18 protein-coding genes are annotated in these 19,590 nt (G+C 57.5%); 10 read left to right on the plus strand and 8 right to left on the minus strand.

What is annotated here, in order from left to right:
- Positions 1-207 precede the first annotated feature (207 nt).
- From FEZ62_RS13310 to FEZ62_RS13320, 3 genes are read left to right on the plus strand one after another with little or no spacing between them, the layout of a single operon-like run.
- Positions 208-870, plus strand: a complete 663-nt coding sequence (locus FEZ62_RS13310; protein ID WP_172928151.1) for a paraquat-inducible protein A — start codon at positions 208-210, stop codon at positions 868-870.
- Positions 857-1,480 (plus strand): paraquat-inducible protein A, encoded by a 624-nt coding sequence (locus tag FEZ62_RS13315; protein ID WP_069900701.1) that lies wholly within the window; start codon positions 857-859, stop codon positions 1,478-1,480. Before FEZ62_RS13310 ends, FEZ62_RS13315 begins: the two co-directional genes overlap by 14 nt.
- Positions 1,473-3,776, plus strand: coding sequence for an MlaD family protein (locus tag FEZ62_RS13320; protein ID WP_069900702.1), 2,304 nt, complete (start codon positions 1,473-1,475; stop codon positions 3,774-3,776). The genes FEZ62_RS13315 and FEZ62_RS13320 overlap by 8 nt, the downstream gene beginning before the upstream one ends.
- A gap of 119 nt (positions 3,777-3,895) precedes the next feature.
- Here FEZ62_RS13320 and mksF read toward each other — a convergent pair whose 3' ends face one another.
- From mksF to mksB, 3 genes are read right to left on the minus strand one after another with little or no spacing between them, the layout of a single operon-like run.
- A complete protein-coding gene (mksF, locus tag FEZ62_RS13325) occupies positions 3,896-6,730 on the minus strand; it encodes an Mks condensin complex protein MksF (RefSeq protein ID WP_172928153.1) in 2,835 nt (944 codons plus the stop codon).
- Positions 6,727-7,434 (minus strand): Mks condensin complex protein MksE, encoded by a 708-nt coding sequence (gene mksE / locus FEZ62_RS13330; protein WP_150547570.1) that lies wholly within the window; start codon positions 7,432-7,434, stop codon positions 6,727-6,729. Before mksE ends, mksF begins: the two co-directional genes overlap by 4 nt.
- The gene (mksB, locus tag FEZ62_RS13335; protein WP_069900705.1) at positions 7,431-8,699 is read right to left on the minus strand and encodes an Mks condensin complex protein MksB; all 1,269 of its coding nucleotides are present in this window, start codon (positions 8,697-8,699) and stop codon (positions 7,431-7,433) included. The genes mksE and mksB overlap by 4 nt, the downstream gene beginning before the upstream one ends.
- A gap of 256 nt (positions 8,700-8,955) precedes the next feature.
- Between mksB and FEZ62_RS13340 the strand changes: the two genes are divergently transcribed.
- From FEZ62_RS13340 to FEZ62_RS13365, 6 genes are all read left to right on the plus strand, one after another.
- A complete protein-coding gene (locus tag FEZ62_RS13340) occupies positions 8,956-9,570 on the plus strand; it encodes a hypothetical protein (protein WP_172928774.1) in 615 nt (204 codons plus the stop codon).
- Between the two features lie 283 nt (positions 9,571-9,853).
- Entirely contained in the window at positions 9,854-11,401 is a 1,548-nt protein-coding gene (locus FEZ62_RS13345) for a 2-isopropylmalate synthase (protein WP_172928155.1), read from the plus strand.
- Entirely contained in the window at positions 11,398-12,261 is an 864-nt protein-coding gene (locus FEZ62_RS13350) for an energy transducer TonB (protein ID WP_172928156.1), read from the plus strand. Before FEZ62_RS13345 ends, FEZ62_RS13350 begins: the two co-directional genes overlap by 4 nt.
- Positions 12,258-12,710 carry a ribosomal protein S18-alanine N-acetyltransferase gene (rimI, locus tag FEZ62_RS13355; RefSeq protein ID WP_090514530.1) on the plus strand — a complete coding sequence of 151 codons (453 nt, stop codon included), beginning with the start codon at positions 12,258-12,260 and terminating at the stop codon, positions 12,708-12,710. The genes FEZ62_RS13350 and rimI overlap by 4 nt, the downstream gene beginning before the upstream one ends.
- 175 nt (positions 12,711-12,885) lie before the next feature.
- Positions 12,886-13,530 (plus strand): carbonate dehydratase, encoded by a 645-nt coding sequence (gene can / locus FEZ62_RS13360; protein ID WP_090514532.1) that lies wholly within the window; start codon positions 12,886-12,888, stop codon positions 13,528-13,530.
- A gap of 5 nt (positions 13,531-13,535) precedes the next feature.
- Positions 13,536-14,477, plus strand: a complete 942-nt coding sequence (locus FEZ62_RS13365; RefSeq protein WP_172928159.1) for a DMT family transporter — start codon at positions 13,536-13,538, stop codon at positions 14,475-14,477.
- On the opposite strand, the gene FEZ62_RS13370 is transcribed toward FEZ62_RS13365, so the two are convergent.
- Positions 14,474-14,695 (minus strand): hypothetical protein, encoded by a 222-nt coding sequence (locus FEZ62_RS13370; protein WP_069900786.1) that lies wholly within the window; start codon positions 14,693-14,695, stop codon positions 14,474-14,476. The two genes, FEZ62_RS13365 and FEZ62_RS13370, sit on opposite strands and share 4 nt — an antisense overlap.
- Before the next feature lie 322 nt (positions 14,696-15,017).
- Here FEZ62_RS13370 and FEZ62_RS13375 point away from each other — a divergent pair, with 322 nt between their 5' ends.
- Positions 15,018-15,515 carry a thioesterase gene (locus tag FEZ62_RS13375; RefSeq protein ID WP_069900787.1) on the plus strand — a complete coding sequence of 166 codons (498 nt, stop codon included), beginning with the start codon at positions 15,018-15,020 and terminating at the stop codon, positions 15,513-15,515.
- Between the two features lie 184 nt (positions 15,516-15,699).
- Here FEZ62_RS13375 and cyoE read toward each other — a convergent pair whose 3' ends face one another.
- Genes cyoE through cyoB form a run of 4 tightly spaced genes read right to left on the minus strand, consistent with a single transcriptional unit; the run spans position 15,700 to position 19,587 of the window.
- The gene (gene cyoE / locus FEZ62_RS13380) at positions 15,700-16,587 is read right to left on the minus strand and encodes a heme o synthase (RefSeq protein WP_069900712.1); all 888 of its coding nucleotides are present in this window, start codon (positions 16,585-16,587) and stop codon (positions 15,700-15,702) included.
- A gap of 2 nt (positions 16,588-16,589) precedes the next feature.
- Positions 16,590-16,928, minus strand: coding sequence for a cytochrome o ubiquinol oxidase subunit IV (locus tag FEZ62_RS13385; protein WP_069900713.1), 339 nt, complete (start codon positions 16,926-16,928; stop codon positions 16,590-16,592).
- Positions 16,925-17,551, minus strand: a complete 627-nt coding sequence (gene cyoC, locus FEZ62_RS13390) for a cytochrome o ubiquinol oxidase subunit III (protein WP_069900714.1) — start codon at positions 17,549-17,551, stop codon at positions 16,925-16,927. The genes FEZ62_RS13385 and cyoC overlap by 4 nt, the downstream gene beginning before the upstream one ends.
- 5 nt (positions 17,552-17,556) lie before the next feature.
- Positions 17,557-19,587, minus strand: a complete 2,031-nt coding sequence (gene cyoB / locus FEZ62_RS13395) for a cytochrome o ubiquinol oxidase subunit I (protein WP_069900715.1) — start codon at positions 19,585-19,587, stop codon at positions 17,557-17,559.
- Between the last annotated feature and the right edge of the window lie 3 nt (positions 19,588-19,590).

Genomic DNA, 19,590 nt, shown 5'->3' on the forward strand with positions numbered 1-19,590 from the left:
ACTATCGCAGGCTGTTTAGCCGCGCGGCGCGGCGCTAAACAGCGCAGTTTGCCAACGTCTGCGGTTATATATGTCGGTTGCATAGAACTGCGTTTCTGCCCAACTGTCTGTCAGTAAAGACCTGACTCGCGACAAGAACCCGGTCATTTGTAGCAGGCCTTAGGTTCGGGACGTTTACAATGCAGACTTAAACTCAGGAGTGTGATCATGCGGGAAGTTGCGGATCGAATGCCTGCGTCCGAATTGGATATCGAGAAGCTGATTGCGTGCCATGAGTGCGATCTGCTCATGCACAAGGCGCCTGTTGTGGGCGATGGTGACCGCGCTCAGTGCCCGCGCTGTGGCTATGAGTTGTATAACCATCGGCACAGTATTATCGGGCGCAGCCTGGCATTGGTCGTGACGGCCTTGTTGCTTTATATCCCGGCGAATTTCCTGCCGATCATGCAGCTCAACCTGCTCGGGCAAAGTACCGAGGATACGGTTTGGAGTGGTGTGCTCGGTTTGTACGACAGCGGCATGCAGTCTGTCGCGCTGATTGTGTTGCTGTGCAGTATGGTTGTGCCCTTGCTCAAACTGCTCTGTCAGTTGGTTGTGTTGCTCACTGTCCAATTCAACATCGGTCGCAGTTATGGCCTGGTGCTTTATCGCATTTATCATCACCTGCGCGAGTGGGGAATGCTCGAGGTTTATCTGATGGGCATTCTGGTCGCCATCGTCAAACTGGTTGATATTGCCGATCTCACAATCGGCCTCGGCTTGGGCTGCTTTATCAGCCTGCTGCTGGTTCAGGTTTGGCTCGATGTGACGATGTCTCCCCACCAAATATGGGAAGCGCTGGCAGGGGAGGAAACGCATGCGGGCGATTGATGCCGGTTTGCTGGTGTGTGATGAGTGCCATCAGCTCAATCGCCAGGATGAAGAGATAGAAATGCAGTTCTGCAGCCGTTGTGGAAGCGAGCTCTATGCGCGCCGGCCCAACAGTTTGCTGCGCACCTGGGCGCTGCTAATCACGGCGACCATTTTGTATATCCCGGCCAACGTATTGCCGATCATGACAGTCAGCTCTCTGGGCAGCGGTGAGGCAGACACGATCATGTCCGGGGTACTCAAGCTTATCCAATACGACATGCTGCCTATTGCTGCGGTGGTCTTTATCGCCAGTATTCTGGTGCCCACCTTCAAGTTGGTTGGGCTGGCTACTTTGTTGTATTCGGTGCAACGCCATCAACCGATGTCTGCAAGGCAGCGAAGCTTCATGTATCGCTTCATCGAGTGGATTGGGCGATGGTCGATGCTGGATGTTTTTGTGATTGCAATTCTGGTTGCGCTGGTTCGCTTCGGCAAGCTGGCCTCCATTGACCCCGGTTGGGGCGCGTTGGCTTTTGCGAGTGTAGTGATTTTGACGATGATTGCTGCGTTAACTTTTGATCCCCGTTTGATTTGGGATAACACGGATACGGATGACGACCATGAGTGATTTACCTCGGCCTAAAGTGCGCCCAGCATCGAACTGGTCGGCGATATGGATTCTGCCCATTCTGGCCCTGCTCATTGGCGGCTGGCTGGGCTGGCGCGCCTACAGCGAGGCCGGGATTGATATCGAAGTGCATTTCGACTCCGGCGAAGGCATCGTTGCCGGTAAAACCGAGGTGATCTACAAGGGCATGCCGGTGGGCAAGGTTAAAAAGCTTGCGCTCAACCATGACGGCGACAAGCGCGACGTCATCGCATCGATTGAAATGGACAAAGCGGTCGAACCGTCGTTGCTCAGTGGAACACGCTTCTGGCTGGTTAAACCCAGTGTCACCCTGGCGGGTATCTCGGGCTTGGAGACGCTGCTTTCGGGTAACTACATTGCAGTAACGCCGGGCGAAGGTACGCCGCAGCGAACCTTTAAGGCGCTCGCGGAAATACCGCCATTGCCGGATGATCAGCCTGGACTTCATTTGACCCTGAATGCCGAACGCCTGGGCTCTTTGAACAAGGGCAGTCCTGTGTTCTACAAGCAGATCAAAGTGGGCCGGGTTAAAAGTTATCAACTGGCCAAGGACAAGCAGTCGATTGAGGTCAAAGTCTTCATCGAGCCTGCCTACAGTTCACTGGTACGCAAACACACGCGGTTCTGGAATGCCAGTGGCATAAGTGTCGAAGCTGATCTGAGCGGCGTTAAGGTGCGTACCGAGTCACTGGCCAGCCTTGTTGCCGGTGGTATCGCCTTCGCCACGCCGGAGTCGCGCCCCGACAGCCCACCCACCGATCCGTCGATTCCTTTCCGTCTGTACGAGGACTTCGATGCGGCGCAGGCCGGAATCAAGGTGTTCCTTAAACTGACTGATTTCGAAGGTCTGCAAGCCGGTCGTACGCCCGTTATGTACAAAGGCATTCAGGTCGGTACTGTGAAGAAACTCAATATCGATTCCGGGCTTAACAGCGCCAACGCTGAGCTGACAATTACCCCGCAGGCCGAAGACTATCTGGTGGAGGGTACGCAGTTCTGGATGGTCAAACCGTCGATCTCGCTAGCGGGTGTCAACGGGCTCGAGGCGTTGGTCAAAGGTAACTACATTGCGATTCGCCCCGGCAAGAAGGGCGGGACGCCAACGCGCGAATTTGAAGCGCGGGCGAAAGTCCCGCCACTGGATCTGGAAGCGCCCGGTTTGCATCTGGTCTTGAGCAGTGAAGCTTTAGGTTCGCTGGATATCGGCAGCCCGGTTCTGTATCGGCAGATCAAGGTGGGCTCTATCCAGAGCTTCCAGCTTTCACGCAAAAGCAAAACCGTATTGCTTGGCGTGCATATCCAGCCGGAATACGCGCATCTGGTAAACACCTCCACGCAGTTCTGGAATGCCAGCGGAATTACCTTGAAAGGCGGCTTGTCCGGTATTGAGGTCAAGAGCGAGTCACTGCAAACCTTGCTGGTTGGCGGGGTTGCGTTTGATACACCGGACTTCAACGCTAAGCCGATTACCCGTCGGGTGTCGCGCTTCAAACTCTACTCATCAGAGGATCTGGCGCAGAAGAAAGGGCAACTGATTACTATCCGTCTGGACCGCGCCGATGGGCTCAATCCCGGCGCGCCGATTCGTTACAAAGGTTTGGATGTCGGTACGGTTGAGACCATCGACCTGTCTGATGATCTGCGTTCGGTGCTGGTGTCTGCGCGCATCACATCCGCAGCGTCGCGCATTGCCCGCAGTGGCACGCAGTTCTGGGTGATCAAGCCCGAGGTGGGTATCAGCAAGGTCAACAATCTCGAGACCTTGCTCAAGGGCCGCTACCTTGAAGTTTCGCCGGCCACCAAGCCTGGCGAGCCGCAGACCGTCTTCACCGCGTTGTCTGAGCCGCCAAATGCCGCTGTTACCAATGCAGGATTACGCCTGGTATTGAGCGCCCCAAGACGTGGTTCGCTGGATACCGGCGCACCGGTCACTTATCGCCAGGTCAAAGTAGGCGAGGTGGTCAACTACGAGTTGGGAGCAACGGCTGACCGGGTATTGATCCATGTATTGATCGAGCCGCGCTACGCCAAGCTCGTGCACACCGGCAGTCGCTTCTGGACGACCTCGGGGATTGGCGTCGATGCCGGGCTGTTCTCGGGAGTCCAAGTGCAAACCGAGTCACTCGAGAGCATCATCGCTGGTGGTGTTTCGTTTGCAACGCCGGATGTCAGCGAAATGGGCTCAGCCGCCAAACCCGGGCAGACCTTCGCGCTGTTCGATGCCGCCAATGAAGAATGGCTGCAGTGGGCGCCGAAGATCCGCATCGGCAAGTAGCACAACCGAAGCAACAAAAAAGGGCAGGCTGATAATTCAGACCTGCCCTTTTTTGTGATGGTGGATTGCTTGAACTGCAGCGCGATCAGCCGCGACTGCCGTTCAGCTAGCCGTTGGCATTAAGCCAGTTCGGTATCAGCCTGTGGCGCTGCAACGGCCTGCGCCTTGTTCTCGCGAGGCTTGATGTATTTCCAGTCGGCCTCGTCGATGTAGATACCGTTCGGGCCGCTGCCGCCTTCCAGGTCGATCGCTACGTGAGCCGAAACCTGTGGTTTTACCGACGCCAGAATCGGCACAAAACCGAGCTGCAAGCTGGTTTCGATCAGTGCCTGCTGATTGCGCTCATCGATGTCGGCAGCCTCGTCCAGATAGTAAGGCAAGCGCACACGCCCGGCTTGATCGCGGTCCATCAGGTGCAGCAACAAGTACATGTTGGTCAGCGCCTTGATGGTCATCGTTGTGCCGTTCGAGGCCGCGCCATCGATGTCGGTGTGGATAACCGGCTGACCGCCCACCTTGGTGATCTCGAAGGCCAGCTCAAACAGCTCCTTCAAGCCCAACTGGTTGTGGTTGGCCGCAACCAGACGCGCCAGATACTCCTTGGCCTCTTCGTTCTTGCTGTCCTGTTCCGCCGATTGCGACAGGTCGAATACCGAAAGGGTTTCGCCTTCTTCATACTGACCGGCGCTGTGGATAATCTGGTCGATGTGCTTGAGTGCTTCCTTGTTCGGCGCCAGGACGATACGGAAGCTCTCCAGGTTCGATACCTGACGCTTGTTGATTTCGCGGTTGAACAACGCCAACTGATGTTCAAGGTTGTCGTAGTCGCTGCGGATATTGCGCAGGGTCCGCGCAATGTCGGTAACGGCAGCGCGGCGTGCCTTGGCCAGTGTCAGGGCTTCGTCCTGACGGTGCGCGTAGGCGTTCACCAGTAAGTGCAGGCGGCGTTCGACATCATCTTCACTGTCGAACTTGGCAACGCCCTTGAGACGAACTTGCGCGTACAACGCATCAATCTGCCCGTCGACACGTTGCAAGCCCTGCCAGGCATCCTGATAGTCATTGAGCAGCGGCAGCAGGTTATCCAGCGAGTCATCGATCGGGTCCATGAAGGGGGTTCCGAACGGCAAGTCTGCCGGCAGCAACTGACGACGACGCAAGGCGTCTTCCAGCGTACGTTCCTTGGCTTCCAGATCGGCCAATTGGCGGCCGATCAATTGCAGCTTGGCCGACAACTGTTGCACGCGCTCGGTGAACGAGTCGCTGGCGCGGGTCAGTTCATCCTTCGAGGCTTCAAGTTGCGCCAGTTGTTCGTGTTTTTGCGGCTCTTCAACCGTGAGGGTTTGCTGGCGACGGAAGTCTTCCAGGGCTTTTTGAGCATCGAGTACGCCCTGATACAACTGCTCGGCCTGCGCCTTGCTTGCGGCGCGGTCGGAGGCGACTGATTGCTGGGTTTTCAGTTGCTTGTATTCGCGGTCGAGACGGTCTTTCTGGTCACGCAAAGCGGCGCGGTCAGCCAGTGCCTGCAAGGCGGGCGGCTCGATATTGGACAAGTCGATAGACAGGCCCGGAACCTCGAACTGGTCGCCGGTAAAGCCATCCAGAATTGCTTCGAGCGACTTCACCCACGCATCGCTGTCGTCCAGCTGAATGCCTTTCGCGCCCAGCGGCAAACTGAACAACTGGCCGTTGAACAAGCGCATGAGGCGATCGACATCCTGCTGCGAGAATTCTTCGCGCAAGCGTGAGTAACTGTTGTTATCGGCATGTTCAAGCTGCTGCTTGACCGACTTGAGGCGTTGCTCGAGGTCGCGCAGGCGTTCGCCAATGTCTTCGCTGGAGAACTGACGCGATTGCGCCAACGCACCCGCCAGCTCATCGTGAGCATCTTTGGCCGCGAGCAGTTGTTGCTCCAGCACCTTGGGATCTTCAACCAGTGCGAAGCGATTCTTGAGCACGCTCAATTCGCCCAGCCAGCGTTGAATCTCGCTGATCTCACGCTCCATGCGCATCAGCTCCTGGGTGCCGCCGCGTTGCTCCTGTTGCAGGCCATCCTGTTCGCTGCGGTAGTGTTCAGCTTGAATTACCAGCTCTTCACGGCGCGCATTGGCGTAATCCTGCCAACTGCCCAGCAGGCTATCGAGCAGAGGCGAGATGCGATGCAGCTTACCGCGCAGCATCTCGCGCTGATGAACGCCAGCAGACAAGGCTTCAATCAGTGGGCCAGCGGTGACCAGCGCCTGATAATCCTGCTCCATGCGGCGTACGTCGCGGAAGGCCTCTTCAGTGGCCGCAATGTAATCGACGCTGCCCGAACGCAGGCTGTGCTCGAAGGCATCGAGGAACAGCTGCTTGAGCTTGGCCGCAGTGATTTCGCGCATGTGCAGCAAATTGATGAACAGGGCGCGGAAGGTTTTCAGGCTCTGCTCGCTGGTCGAACGCAGCGGAATCAGGGTCAGGTCCAGTGGGATCGACGTGTGTCCACCCACCAGCAGACGGCGCAGTTCGTCAGGCTTGAGTTCATAGGCCTTGATGCCTTCGCGCTCAAGGTTGTTGAACAGTTCGCGCTGGCGCAAGCAGGTGCCGTTTTTCTGGTAATGGTCCAGATCTAGCTCGCCGGCATAGGCGAAGAACTGGTGACCGAAGCCGCCACCGGGGCCGCGACCGGCCACGCCGATAACGTGCGAGCCGTGCGGCAGATTGACTTCGACCAGAATGTAACTGGTGTCGGTGGCGAAGTAGAACTTGCGCGACTGCTCAAGGCTGTACTTGCCGAAGCTCATGTCCGACATGCGCGCCAGAATCGGGAATTGCAGCGCGTTGATCGACGCACTCTTGCCAAGGTTGTTGGCACCATAAACGGACAGCGGGTTTTCCAGCGGGAATAATCCCAGGCTGTAACCGGCGGTATTCAGCAGGGCGAAGCGGCGAATTCCGTAGCGTTCCTGGCTCATGCATCATTCTCCTGAAGGGCGCGTTCTTCGGCCAGCGCTCGGGCCAGAGCCTGTTCTTCGGTTTCGGTTTCGGTTTCGCTCTGTGGTTCGGATTCGAGGCTGATGATGGCTTCTTCCTCGTCCTCGTCGATCAGCACCGGGCTTGGCAGTGGCAGGTTGCTGTGCAGCGCTGCCGCCAGATCGCGGTCCTGCTGGACGGAAAGGCAGACATCGAGGAAGCGGTGCATCGGCGCCAGAAAGCGATAAATGCCGTTGTCTTCACTGGCAAAGCCCAGCTGACACAGGCGACGCATGATTTTCTCTTCAAGCTCTTCCTGCGTGGTGACTTCGGTTTGCAGGAACAGATCACGATATTTTTCCAGTAGCGACGGCAACTCATCGCGGCCCAGACTGCCGCCATCCAGCACCGACAGCGGGTCACGGCCCTGATCCGCCAGATGCTCAACCAGAATGAAGGTGAACAGCGCCAAACGTTGCGCCGTCTTGTTGACCTGTGGCGTTGCCTGCTCCGGGACAAAGTAATAAAAACCGCGCGGGTCGCAGCTCAGCTCGAAGCCGAGTGCCTTGAACAGGGTGCGGTACTGGTCTTGCTGATTCGAAAGCTGGGCATACAGTTCGGGGTCACGGCGGCTCAGGTGGTAACCCTTGAACAGCTCGCGAAAGATCGGTGCCAGTTGCGACAGCTCTGAGAGATCAATATTCATGCGTTGTTCTTCTCGTTGTTAGCGGATGCCGTGTGGCCTTTAATCAGGGTGAATGAGCTCAGGTTCAGCTGATGCTCGGCGGTGAGGTAGTCGCGACGTTCCAGGCGCTCGCGCTGGAAACGGCTATCACGCGACAAACGCGAGAACCAGTAGAGCAACTCATCGGTTGCCCCCTCCGGTTCTTGCTCAAGCAACCAACTCATCAGGTCGGGTAACGGCAGTGCTTGCTCGCAGCGCTCGATCATCTCGCGTGCTGTGCGCGGCGAACGCGGTGCGGGGCCTTTACGGCTGCCACTGGCTTTAGGGAACTGCGCCGGCTTGGGCTCAAAGCGCGCCAGTGCATACACGTACGCCTCAACCTGCGAGGCGCTGCCAAGGAAGGTGCTTTGCGGGCGATTAAACAACGCCAGCGAGGCCTGCGGCACGGCGTCGATCCCTTTACGGCGGATGGCCGCCAGCGCCAGCGCAGCGCCACGGGTGACAGCGTTATGCCGACGCGCTTCTTCACGCAGCGGCAGCAGCAGCTCGCGCGCACGGCGCAAGGTCAGCTGCGCGGTGGTCTGCATTTCAAGGATGCGCGCGTGGGTGCGCAGCAGCAGGTCGTCATCCACCAGTTGGCCAAGACGTTGTTGCTCAGTCAGCAAGCGCAGCAACACATGCTCGACGCGATACACGCCCTGTTCAAAGGCGCCGTCGGCGCTGACCAACTGAATCATCGGTTCGACATATTCATCCCAGGTGGCCAGTACCTCGGCGTAGCGCTGGCGCAGCGGAATCTGCCGGTCGCTGGTCTTGGCGCGCTCGGCCACCGCGACCAATGCCTGTTCATCGTTGGCGAGCTTTTTCAGTACATCACGCACGCGCATGTCGAGCAGGCGCAACTGGCGGGCCAGGTCATGTGCGTCACGCACCTCGAACGCATCGCGGATGTAACCGGCAAGCCGTTCCAGATGGCGCAGGTACGCTTCGATTTCCAGGCACAAGCCCAACCGGTGTTCACGGCGCAGGTAGGCGAGGAAATCGTGAATTTGCGCGTTGAGCTCGAAACGATTGGGGCTCTTGGCCACAGGCACAAGAATGTCCAGACGAATCCACTGGTCGAGCAGGGCGGTGGTGTCCACTGGTGTGCTATCGGGCAACTGGGCTGAAAGCTGAGCGCGTAGCTCTATCAGGCTTAGTGTGCCGGTATCGAAACGCTCGCAGAGCGGCTCGAGTAACGTCCAGTGTTCGGCAAGGGCACGCAATACGCGCTTTGGATCGATCATTGAAGTGCGGGTCGCTCAATCAATAAAAGCGCTGATTGTACTGCATTGAACCGAAACTTATGACGCTTCAACCGATCAGAGGCTATGTGTGATCGGTTTGGCAGTACGTTTTGATGGACCTGACGTATTTCGGCAGTTTGCGACTTTTGCCAGGGATTTACCCGGCTATACAGGCACTATGTTGCCCATATGGCTAGCTCGGCAAGTTGGCATGTTTTGCGCAAGTGTCTGAATCGACTCGTTTGAGATGAATTTTATGTCTGCAGTGGCGGCTATGTATCACGATGATTGCTGGGCGGCGCTTGATGCGCCGCACGACCTATCCTGGGATCAACAGGCGATTACGGATCGCAATGAAGCGCTGGCGTTTATCCAGCGCTTCGAAAGCCGGCTGTGCATCTATTCGCATTTCGAAGAGGCGCTGTACGGCCAGTACACCTTCGTTATGCCGAGTACCGAGCATGGCAGCATCACTATCTTGCCCAACCAAAATGCCTGGCACTCTACGTTTCAGGCTATTCCGGCGGCGGCGATAGAGCCCACCGGTGTGCATATATTGCCAGGTGAAGTGCTCGGGCATTCCGGGGTTTACCTGAAAATCCCGAATAAATGCCGTTTGCTGGCTTCAAGCGAACTACCTTTTCAAAATGGCCTGCGACTTCTGATCAAGCGCTACCGCGAAGAAAACGATGATTTCCTGCCGGTATTGCTCAAGCGCGACCTGCGCAGCTACGAGTCGCGGATGCCGTCGCTGGAGTTGTATCGGATCAATCCTGCGCATCTGACTCATATGTCCAGCGACAGCATCCGCCTGCTGCGCAAAGCCGTTGTTGGCCGCCTGCTTACCCTGTTTGCAGGGATTGAGGCTTAATCCGCGCCGCTTTTAGTTAGTTTCCGCTGCAACCTTCTTTTTAGCGTCCGCACAGGGCCGATTTCTCACTCAATTGTGCCGTCCGGCATCGTTGGCCTTTCCGCTTGCCGTGTTTCCAGCCACAATTCACCTGTCAGGTTCGATTTCTTGTTATTCGGGCCGAGGTATTTTGCCGCGCACTCGGCCGTTGGAGCGCGGCGTGAGCGGCGTGATAGGCACAATCGGCGTTACTGAATCTAGCCTTTACCAGACGCCTTAATCGTCTGGGCAACAGGAGCTGAGCATGAGCAGCAGTGATCGCGTAATAATTTTCGACACCACCCTGCGTGATGGTGAACAAAGCCCGGGCGCCTCGATGACCGGTGAAGAAAAGCTGCGCATTGCCAAAGCTCTTGAACGCCTGCGCGTGGACGTAATTGAAGCGGGCTTCGCGATTGCAAGTCCGGGTGACTTTGCGGCGGTGAAGGCGATTGCCGATCACATCAAGGACAGCACGGTTTGCAGTTTGTCCCGTGCTGTAGACGCCGATATCGACCGTGCGGCTGAAGCCCTGGCCGGCGCCAACTCCGGGCGGATTCACACCTTCATCGCCACCAGCCCGATCCATATGCAGTACAAGCTGCGCATGCAGCCCGAGCAGGTTATCGAGCAGGCGGTGCATGCCGTTAAACGGGCGCGTAATCAATGCGCCGACGTTGAGTTCTCCTGTGAAGATGCCGGGCGCTCCGAGATTGATTTCCTTTGCCGCATCATCGAAGCCGCCATCGATGCGGGTGCGACCACCATCAATATTCCCGACACTGTTGGCTATGCGATACCGCATCAATACGCCGCCACCATTGGTGAGTTGCTGCAGCGCGTGCCGAATGCCGACAAAGCGGTGTTCTCGGTGCATTGCCATAACGACCTCGGGCTGGCTGTTGCCAACTCGTTAGCCGCGGTGGTGGCAGGTGCGCGTCAGGTTGAATGCACCATCAACGGTTTGGGCGAGCGTGCAGGCAATGCGGCGCTCGAAGAAATCGTCATGGCGATTAAAACCCGTGAAGACCTGCTGGGTGTGCACACCAACATCGACACGCCACATATCCTCAGCACCTCGCGCATGGTCTCGGGAATTACCGGTTTCCCGGTGCAGCCAAACAAGGCCATCGTAGGCGCCAATGCCTTCGCCCATGAGTCGGGCATCCATCAGGATGGCGTGCTTAAACACCGTGAAACCTACGAGATCATGTCGGCGCAATCCGTCGGCTGGCACACCAACAAAATGGTCATGGGCAAGCACTCGGGGCGTAACGCTTTCCGTACCCGGCTTGATGAGTTGGGGATTGTTCTGGCCGGTGAGGCTGAGTTGAATGCAGCCTTTGCCCGCTTCAAGGATCTGGCGGACAAGAAGCACGAAATTTTTGACGAAGACCTGCAAGCGCTGGTCTCCGAGACACTGGCCGCCGAAGCACCCGAGCACTTCAAGTTGGTCACGCTGGAAGTCGCCAGCAAAACCGGTGAAGTGCCCGATGCCAAAGTGGTGATCAGCGTTGCCGGCATTGAGCACAGCGCCCGCTCGGCAGGTTCTGGGCCGGTGGATGCGACTTTCAAGGCGCTGGAGCAGATTGCCCGGTCTGCGGCCACCTTGCAGCTCTACTCGGTAAACGCGATCACCCAAGGCACAGACTCGCAAGGCGAGGTGACTGTTCGCCTGGAGAAGGGTGGCCGTATTGTTAATGGTAATGGTGCCGACACCGATATTCTGGTGGCCTCGGCCAAAGCCTACATTGATGCCTTGAATCTCATGCAAATGGGCCTCAAGGCGCATCCACAGGTAGCTGACGTTTGATTCCAGAATTACGCCGCCGTGCTTATCTAAGCGCCATGCAGGTTGCCACTTGGCTGCCGCGTGGCGTGCTGCCATTTGCTGCACCATCGCGGCCCGAACTGCTTGAGGTTCTCCCGGTCGAACCGGAAATGGCTGCTACACCAACTGCCGAGCCCGTTGCACAACAGCGCGTGCAAGCGGCTGAAACTGCCGAACGTGAACCCGCCCGACCGGTGGCAACCGCACAGGGCGCAGCGGGGCTGCAAAGTGTCCGCGCGCAACTTGAAGGCGCACGTCCGCAAACGCCAGCGCGTAATAATCCACCGGCGAATGATGATGGCGAAACTGAAAAAGCTGAGGCTACGACTGAGGTCAGTGCCAAGCCGGTTGCGGTACAGCCGCCGCGTTTTGCTTTGCAGTTACTGAAGGCCGGGGCGTGCCATGTTCTGGTTGAATTGCCCACTGGCGAGGCGTTGCAAGGGCGCGACCCGGCTTACTTGCTGCTCAAAGACTTGCTGCGTGCCGCTGACCTGCCGGACAGCCCGCAGATAATCGGTGAGCCGGTGCGCTGGCCATTGTTGTCACGCGGCAACATGGATCAAGGCCCGGCGGCGGCGCTGGAGTTTGTGCAGTCATTTACCGCCGCACGCATCGAAGAACAGGGCGGTTGCAGCTGCCTGTGGCTGGTTGGATTACCGGCTATTCGTTTTGCCGGCGATGCGCACGAAGACGCCTATAACCGCGAGTTGCAGGTCGAAGGTGTCGGCGCGGCCTGGGCATTGCCCGGGTTGGAGTTGTTAATGGATGAGCCAGCCCGCAAGGCTGAGCTTTGGCAAGCGATGCGCCGAGTGCGCCAACGTTGGATGAGTCAGGCTGAATGAGTGACGCAATTAGTTTTCGGCCGATGACAGAGGCAGATATCGAAACAGTTTTGAAAGTGGAATACGCAGCGTTCAGTCACCCCTGGACGCGCGGCACCTTTCTCGACAGCATTAAATCGTATGACTGCTGGGTGATGCTTGAAGGCAATCAGCAGGTCGGTCACGGCGTAATCAATGTAATTCTGGATGAAGCGCACCTGCTCAATATCACCGTAAAGCCCGAAAGTCAGGGGCGTGGGTTGGGCCTGCGCCTGCTCGAACACCTGATGCAGCGCGCCCTGCAACTGAAAGCCGGTGAGTGCTTTCTGGAAGTTCGGGCCAGCAACGAAACTGCGTATCGCCTTTATGAGCGTTACGGCTTCAATGAGATTGGCCGTCGTCGTGACTACTATCCGGCCGTTGGCGGGCGTGAAGACGCGCTGGTCATGGCGTGTACCCTGATCGACTGATTGCGCATACAGATAAAGCCCTCAAGTTGTTCACCGGCTTGAGGGTTTTTTGCTTGGGCCGGGCAATCGCCGCTTGCGGCATCAACGCGCGTGACTGTGACTCACAGGTCAAGTAGCTTGTCATGCTCAGCATGTCTTGCGTATTGTGCGCGCTTGAATACCCGGGAGAAGCACCATGAGTGACTTACAGCAACTGCTCGACAATAACGCTCGCTGGGCGGAGTCGATCACTCAAAGGGACCCTGAGTTCTTCGCCAAACTGGCCAAGCAGCAGACGCCCGAATACTTGTGGATCGGGTGTTCCGATGCTCGCGTTCCGGCCAACGAAATCGTTGGCATGTTGCCAGGCGATCTGTTTGTTCACCGCAATGTTGCCAACGTGGTGCTGCATACCGACATGAACTGCCTGTCGGTTATCCAGTACGCCGTGGATGTGCTCAAGGTCAAACATATTCTGGTCACCGGCCACTATGGTTGCGGCGGCGTGCGTGCGGCCATGCAGAACACCCAATACGGGCTGATTGACGGCTGGCTGCGCAATATTCGCGACCTCTATTACGAGCACTGCAAGAGCCTCGAAACACTGCCGACCGAAGAGGCGCGGGTAGACCGCCTTTGCGAGCTGAATGTGATCCATCAGGTGGCCAACGTCAGCCACACCAGCATCGTCCAGAATGCCTGGCATCGCGGCCAGCCGTTGTCGGTGCATGGCTGCATTTACGGGATTAAAGACGGTCGCTGGAAAGACCTCAACGTCACCGTCGAAGGTATTGATCAGCTGCCCAACCAATACCGCCTGCGTCCGCTCGGGCAAAGCTGAAGCCTATGAATAACTCACGCATGTTGGCCATGGCTGGCCTGTTGTTGGCAGTGTTGTGTTGGTCGGGAAATGCTTTGGTCGCACGCGCGTTCAACGGTGAAATACCGCCGTTTACGCTGGCGTTCTGGCGTTGGTTGCTGGCGCTGTCGTTGTTGCTACCGTTTGTCATCCGGCCTTTGCTGCGCCATCGTCAAGCGCTGCGCAATGCCGGCTGGCGCCTCTTGGTGCTCGCGGCAACCGGCGTTGCCGCCTATAACTCGCTGCTCTATACCGCGGCGCACAGCACCGCTGCGATCAACATTACGCTGGTTAATACCTGTCTGCCGCTGATGACTTTTATCGGCGGTGGTTTGCTGTTGGGCGAGTGGCCGCTGCGCCGCGCCTGGTTCGGCATGGCATTGGCAGCGCTGGGTTTGCTGGTGCTGATCAGCCGTGGCAGTTTCGCTACATTGCAGACGTTGTCGTTCAATCGTGGCGATTTAATCATGCTGGTCGCGGTGGCAGATTGGGCCCTTTATTCGCTGTTGCTGCGTCGCTGGGCGTCGTACTTGCAGCCAATTCCACCGTTGGCTTTGCTGGGCATGCTGATGCTGTTGGGCGTGCCGATGATCATGCCGTTCTACCTGTATGAACTCAGTCAGGGCGCGACATTTACGCCAACCCCGAGCACGCTGGCGGCAATTGGTTACACCGCGGTATTTGCCTCACTGGTCGCGTATCTGGCATGGAATCACGGCATCCGGGTCATGGGCGCGGCCAAAGCGGCGCTGACCAATTACCTGATGCCAGTATTCACCGCCATTCTCGGCTGGCTGCTGCTGGATGAGGGGCTGCAAGGCTTCCATTGGGTTGGTGGCGCACTGATCTTCTCCGGGCTGTTGTTGGCCACTCAGATCAAAAGCAACGCGCCAGCGCCTGTGCCCGCTCAAGCACGGGCGATCGATTAACTGGGGATTTGAAACTGCAGCGCGCCCAGCGCCAGTTTCATCCACAGCATCGAGGCCAAAAAGCCCAGTACGCTTAGCGTGGTAAAACCGACCACGATCCCCAGCGCGATTTGCTTCCACAAACCGGCAAAGTTGTTGCCCGATTTCGGCTGATAGCGCTCGAAATCGGGTTCAGCGTGCAGGCGTTCTGCGCGCAGGTTATCGAAATTAGTGTCCACAGGTGTTCTCCACGAAATCAGCGAGCTGGACGTACCGGATGTGTGCAGGCCAGGGCGCGAATCAAGCTGCGGATTATGCGGCTGTTCGGCCATCTCGGTAAGCTGATTTAGCTGCCATCAGGCAGATTTTTTTGCAGCGCAGAGCGGGCATGAATGCAATTGCAGCCAGGGCCTTAAGCGCGGTCTGCTGGTTTTTCGCGCCGCGCAAAATTTGCCTGCAGGCGAAACTGCGGTATGTTGCCGCGATGCCGTCAGCTCATTGCGCAACTATTCAGCAAGCGTTGAGCTGGCTCCCATTCAAGACGTATCGAGGTCGTTCAGCATGCACACCGATTCACTCCAGGACACCGTCGCACCAGAAGGCGTTTGCTATGGTTGCGGCTCCAGCAATCCGCATGGCCTGCATGTTAAGAGCTTCTGGCATGAAGACGGTGTGCATGTAATGGCCGAGCACTTGCCCGACAGCAAATATTGCGGATGGCCAGAACTGGTCTACGGCGGGCTGATCGCGATGCTGGTGGATTGCCATTCCAACTGGACGGCAATGGCCTATCACTACCGTGAGGAAGGCCGGCAACTCGGCAGCTTGCCGCGCATTGACTGTGTGACCGGCAATCTCGGCATCAAATTCATCAAACCGACACCCATGGGCGTGCCGCTGACTCTGCGCGCCAAAGTCGAGGGCGAAGTCGGGCGCAAGAGCCGTATTATCTGCGAGGTGTATGCCGGTGATGTGCTTACCGCGATTGGCGACTCGATATTTGTGCGGGTCGATACCGCACAGTTAAGCGCTGCTGCGCACGGGCGTAACGAGCAATAAGCAACGCTAAGCGTTTGCGCTTGGCTTGATCAGGCTGAGCCTTTACAAAGCGCCAGGGGCTGCAAACAAGGCTCGCTGACTTGGCCGGCGACGCTGAATTAAAAAGCCCCGCACAGGGCGGGGCAAAGGGAGCGAGTTGAGCGCCGCAAAGCCGCGCCCAGTACACCCCAGCATCAGCAATGCCTTACAACATGGTCAGCAAACTGGTGTGCGGTATAGCCTGAAAATCAATCGACATCATCAAGCTCAGAGCGCTGATGGTGACGATCGAAAAGGCGAACAGCTTGCGCGCCCAGAGGCGGTCATCCACGGCGCGGTAGCCGGAAAGCGCGATTACCAACCACCAGGCACTGACCAGCAACGCGATTAACAAGTAGCCATAACCGGCGAAACCGGTGAGGGTTAGCAGCAACGATGCGCCAGTAAATGCCAGGATATAGAGAACAATCTGCAGCTTGGTCGCGTCTATCCCACGCTTAACCGGCAACACAGGAATACCCGCCGCCTGGTAATCGCTGAGGCGGAATATGGCAATGGCGAAGGAGTGCGGCATCTGCCATAAGCAGAAGATCAGCAGCAGCACTGCTGCACCGGTGTCGAACTGACCTGTGACTGCGCAGTAACCCACGACCGGTGGCATCGCTCCGGACAAGCTGCCCACCAGGGTGCCGTATTCCGAGGTGCGCTTGAGCCACAAGCTGTAGAGCCCGACATACACCACATAGCCCACCGCCGCCAGGGCAGTGGCAAGTGGCGTTGTCTTGAACCACAGCAAGCTGAACCCGGCGAGCCCCAGGACGACGCCATGGGCCAGCGCTGCCTTGAGCGAGATTTTGCCGGTGACCAGCACCCGGTCGCGGGTGCGCGCCATGTGCTGGTCGATATCGCGGTCAATGCAGTTGTTCATTACGCATCCACTGGCCACCACCAGCGATAAGCCAATCACGGTAGACAGCAGTAACATCAGGTCGATATGGCCCTGCGCTGCCAGGAAGTATCCACCTGCAACGGCAATCAGATTGCCGAAGATGATTCCGGGCTTGGTGATCAGAAGATAGCGTTTGAACTTCATGGTCACATCCACGGCATCATCAGTTGGTCGGCATTGACCATAATCCAGATGGCCAGCCCTACCAGCATCACGATGATCAACACCGTGAACAGGAAGGCCAGCAGATTCCAGCGGCCTTCAGACGATGTGTTCATGTGCAGGAAGCAAACCAGGTGCACCAGGACCTGAACCACGCCCAGCACCACCATCGAAGTTAGCGCCACACTGCGCGAGAAATCGCCGCTCATGACCATCGCGAACGGAATCACCGTGAGGATTACCGAGAGGATAAAACCGATGGCGTAGGACCGCACGCTGCCGTGGCTTTCACCGGCATGACTGTGTGCTTGTGCGTGGCTCATTGGGCAACTCCCATCAGGTAAACAACGGTGAAGACGCAGATCCAGACGATGTCGAGGAAGTGCCAGAACAGGCTCAAGCACGACAAGCGAGTGGTGTTCTGAGGCGTCAGACCGCGGGTGTAAACCTGCGCCATCATGACCACCATCCACACCAGCCCGGCGGTTACGTGCAAACCGTGCATGCCGACCAAGGTGAAGAACGAGGAGAGGAAGGCGCTGCGATTCGGTCCAAAACCTTCTGCGATCAGGTGATGGAACTCATTGATTTCCATGCCAATGAAGCCAAGGCCGCAGAGGAATGTGAGGAACAGCCAGGCAATGGTTTTGCCTTTATCAGCTTTGTGCGCCGCCAGCATGGCCATGCCGTAGGTGCAGCTGCTCACCAGCAGCAGGGCGGTTTCGACCAGCACATAAGGCAGCTCGAAAATGTCCTTGCCGCTTGGGCCGCCTGCGGTGTGATTAACCAGCACTGCATAGGTTGCAAACACGCTGGCGAACAGAATGCAGTCGGTCATCAGGTACAGCCAGAAGCCGAAAACCGTCATGTCACCGCTGTCATGCCCGTGATCATGTTCGTGGGCCGAGTCCGCGTCGTGTTGCGAGTCAAGAATTGCCGTAGACATGCGAATTACACCTCTTGCGCAAGTTGCTGGGCGTGTTTTGCGGATGTCTGCGCCCGGTTGTTGGTATGCGCCGACTCACGCGGGAAGCGCTGGTTTTCGATACGCTCGATTTCATCCGGCTGCACGTAGTAGTCAACGTCCTGGTTGTAGCTGCGCACAACGAAGGTGGCGACCATGGCGATGAAAGTCAGACCTGCGAGCCACCAGATGTGCCAGACCATGGCAAAGCCGAATACCGCCCCGACCAGGCCGATAATCAGACCTGCAGCCGTGTTTTTGGGCATGTGGATCGGGCTGTAACGGGCCGGGCGCAGGTAGGCCGTATCGTTTTCTTTCATCTCGTGGAATGCATCGATTGCATGCACAGTGGGTAGCTGCGCAAAGTTGTAAAACGGAGGTGGCGATGAGGTGGACCATTCCAGGGTACGGCCGCCCCATGGATCGCCAGTGTGGTCACGCAGCGCATCGCGGTTTTTGATGCTGACCAGAATCTGGGCGATCTGGAATGCAATGCCGCAAAAAATCAGCACCGCGCCAAAGAAGGCGACAATCAGGTACGGATGCCACAGCGGGTTGTCGTAGTGGTTCAGGCGACGGGTCATGCCCATGAAGCCCAGCACGTAGAGCGGCATGAACGCCACGAAAAAGCCCGTGATCCAGCACCAGAAGGCGCACTTGCCCAGACGCTCGTCGAGCTTGAAGCCAAAGGCTTTAGGGAACCAGAAAGTGAAACCAGCCAGGTAACCGAATACCGCCCCGCCAATAATCGTGTTGTGGAAGTGAGCAATCAGAAACAGGCTGTTGTGCAATACATAGTCGGCCCCGGGAACGGCTAGCAGTACGCCGGTCATGCCGCCCACGGTGAAGGTCACCATAAAGCCCAGAGTCCAGAGCACCGGCGTGGTGAAGTGCAGGCGGCCACGGAAAATGGTGAACAGCCAGTTGAACAGTTTCACCCCGGTGGGTACCGAGATGATCATGGTGGCAACACCGAAGAAGGCGTTTACGTTAGCGCCGGAGCCCATGGTGAAGAAGTGGTGCAGCCAGACCACGAAGCCCAGAATGGTGATGGCTGCAGTCGCCCAGACCATTGAGGTGTAGCCGAACAGACGTTTGCCGGTAAAGGTGGAGATCACTTCCGAGAACACACCAAAGGCCGGCAGGATCAGGATATACACCTCTGGATGGCCCCAGGCCCAGAACAGGTTGATGTACATCATGGCGTTGCCGCCAAGCTCGTTGGTGAAGAAGTGCATGTCCAGATAGCGGTCCAGGCTGAGCAGCGCCAGAGTCGCGGTGAGAATCGGGAACGAGGCAACAATCAGAATGTTGGTGAATGTGCAGGTCCAGGTGAAGATCGGCATTTGCATCAGCTTCATGCCGGGCGTGCGCATCTTCAGCACGGTCACCAGGAAGTTGACCCCCGTTAGCAGCGTGCCCAAACCGGATAACTGCAAGGCCCAGATGTAATAGTCGACTCCCACTCCCGGGCTGTATCCAAGCTCCGACAACGGTGGATAAGCAACCCAGCCGGTGCGCGCGAATTCACCCACGCCCAGCGACACGTTGACCAGAATCGCACCGGCGACAAATAGCCAGAAGCTCAGTGAGTTGAGGAACGGGAAGGCCACGTCGCGAGCACCGATTTGCAGCGGTACGGCGATGTTCATCAAGCCGACCATGAACGGCATGGCCATGAAAATGATCATGATCACACCGTGGGCGGTGAAGATCTGGTCATAGTGTTCTGGCGGCAGGAAACCGTGATTGGCGCCCTCGGCCATCGCGAGCTGGCCGCGCATCATGATGGCGTCCGCGAAGCCGCGCAGCAGCATGATCATGGCGACGAAGATGTACATGACGCCGATTTTTTTGTGGTCAACCGAGGTCAGCCATTCGGTCCACAAGTACGACCACTTGCGGTAATAAGTCAGGGCCGCCACGACGGCCAGGCCAATCAGGGCGACGACTGCCAGAGTGCCCATGACAATGGGGACGTCCAGGGGCACTGCGTCAAGCGTTAACAAGCCAAACATCAG

It is taken from the genome of Pseudomonas sp. MS19, from assembly GCF_013277615.1.
In the GTDB taxonomy this organism is placed as follows: Bacteria; Pseudomonadota; Gammaproteobacteria; order Pseudomonadales; family Pseudomonadaceae; genus Aquipseudomonas; species Aquipseudomonas marincola.

Excerpts from the sequence above, each read along its gene's own strand:
- FEZ62_RS13310 (WP_172928151.1), top strand. The coding sequence starts at position 208 with ATGCGGGAAGTTGCGGATCGAATGCCTGCGTCCGAATTGGATATCGAG.
- FEZ62_RS13315 (WP_069900701.1), top strand. The coding sequence starts at position 857 with ATGCGGGCGATTGATGCCGGTTTGCTGGTGTGTGATGAGTGCCATCAG.
- FEZ62_RS13320 (WP_069900702.1), top strand. The coding sequence starts at position 1,473 with ATGAGTGATTTACCTCGGCCTAAAGTGCGCCCAGCATCGAACTGGTCG.
- mksF (WP_172928153.1), bottom strand. The coding sequence starts at position 6,730 with ATGAGCCAGGAACGCTACGGAATTCGCCGCTTCGCCCTGCTGAATACC.
- mksE (WP_150547570.1), bottom strand. The coding sequence starts at position 7,434 with ATGAATATTGATCTCTCAGAGCTGTCGCAACTGGCACCGATCTTTCGC.
- mksB (WP_069900705.1), bottom strand. The coding sequence starts at position 8,699 with ATGATCGATCCAAAGCGCGTATTGCGTGCCCTTGCCGAACACTGGACG.
- FEZ62_RS13340 (WP_172928774.1), top strand. The coding sequence starts at position 8,956 with ATGTCTGCAGTGGCGGCTATGTATCACGATGATTGCTGGGCGGCGCTT.
- FEZ62_RS13345 (WP_172928155.1), top strand. The coding sequence starts at position 9,854 with ATGAGCAGCAGTGATCGCGTAATAATTTTCGACACCACCCTGCGTGAT.
- rimI (WP_090514530.1), top strand. The coding sequence starts at position 12,258 with ATGAGTGACGCAATTAGTTTTCGGCCGATGACAGAGGCAGATATCGAA.
- can (WP_090514532.1), top strand. The coding sequence starts at position 12,886 with ATGAGTGACTTACAGCAACTGCTCGACAATAACGCTCGCTGGGCGGAG.
- FEZ62_RS13365 (WP_172928159.1), top strand. The coding sequence starts at position 13,536 with ATGAATAACTCACGCATGTTGGCCATGGCTGGCCTGTTGTTGGCAGTG.
- FEZ62_RS13375 (WP_069900787.1), top strand. The coding sequence starts at position 15,018 with ATGCACACCGATTCACTCCAGGACACCGTCGCACCAGAAGGCGTTTGC.
- cyoE (WP_069900712.1), bottom strand. The coding sequence starts at position 16,587 with ATGAAGTTCAAACGCTATCTTCTGATCACCAAGCCCGGAATCATCTTC.
- FEZ62_RS13385 (WP_069900713.1), bottom strand. The coding sequence starts at position 16,928 with ATGAGCCACGCACAAGCACACAGTCATGCCGGTGAAAGCCACGGCAGC.
- cyoC (WP_069900714.1), bottom strand. The coding sequence starts at position 17,551 with ATGTCTACGGCAATTCTTGACTCGCAACACGACGCGGACTCGGCCCAC.
- cyoB (WP_069900715.1), bottom strand. The coding sequence starts at position 19,587 with ATGTTTGGCTTGTTAACGCTTGACGCAGTGCCCCTGGACGTCCCCATT.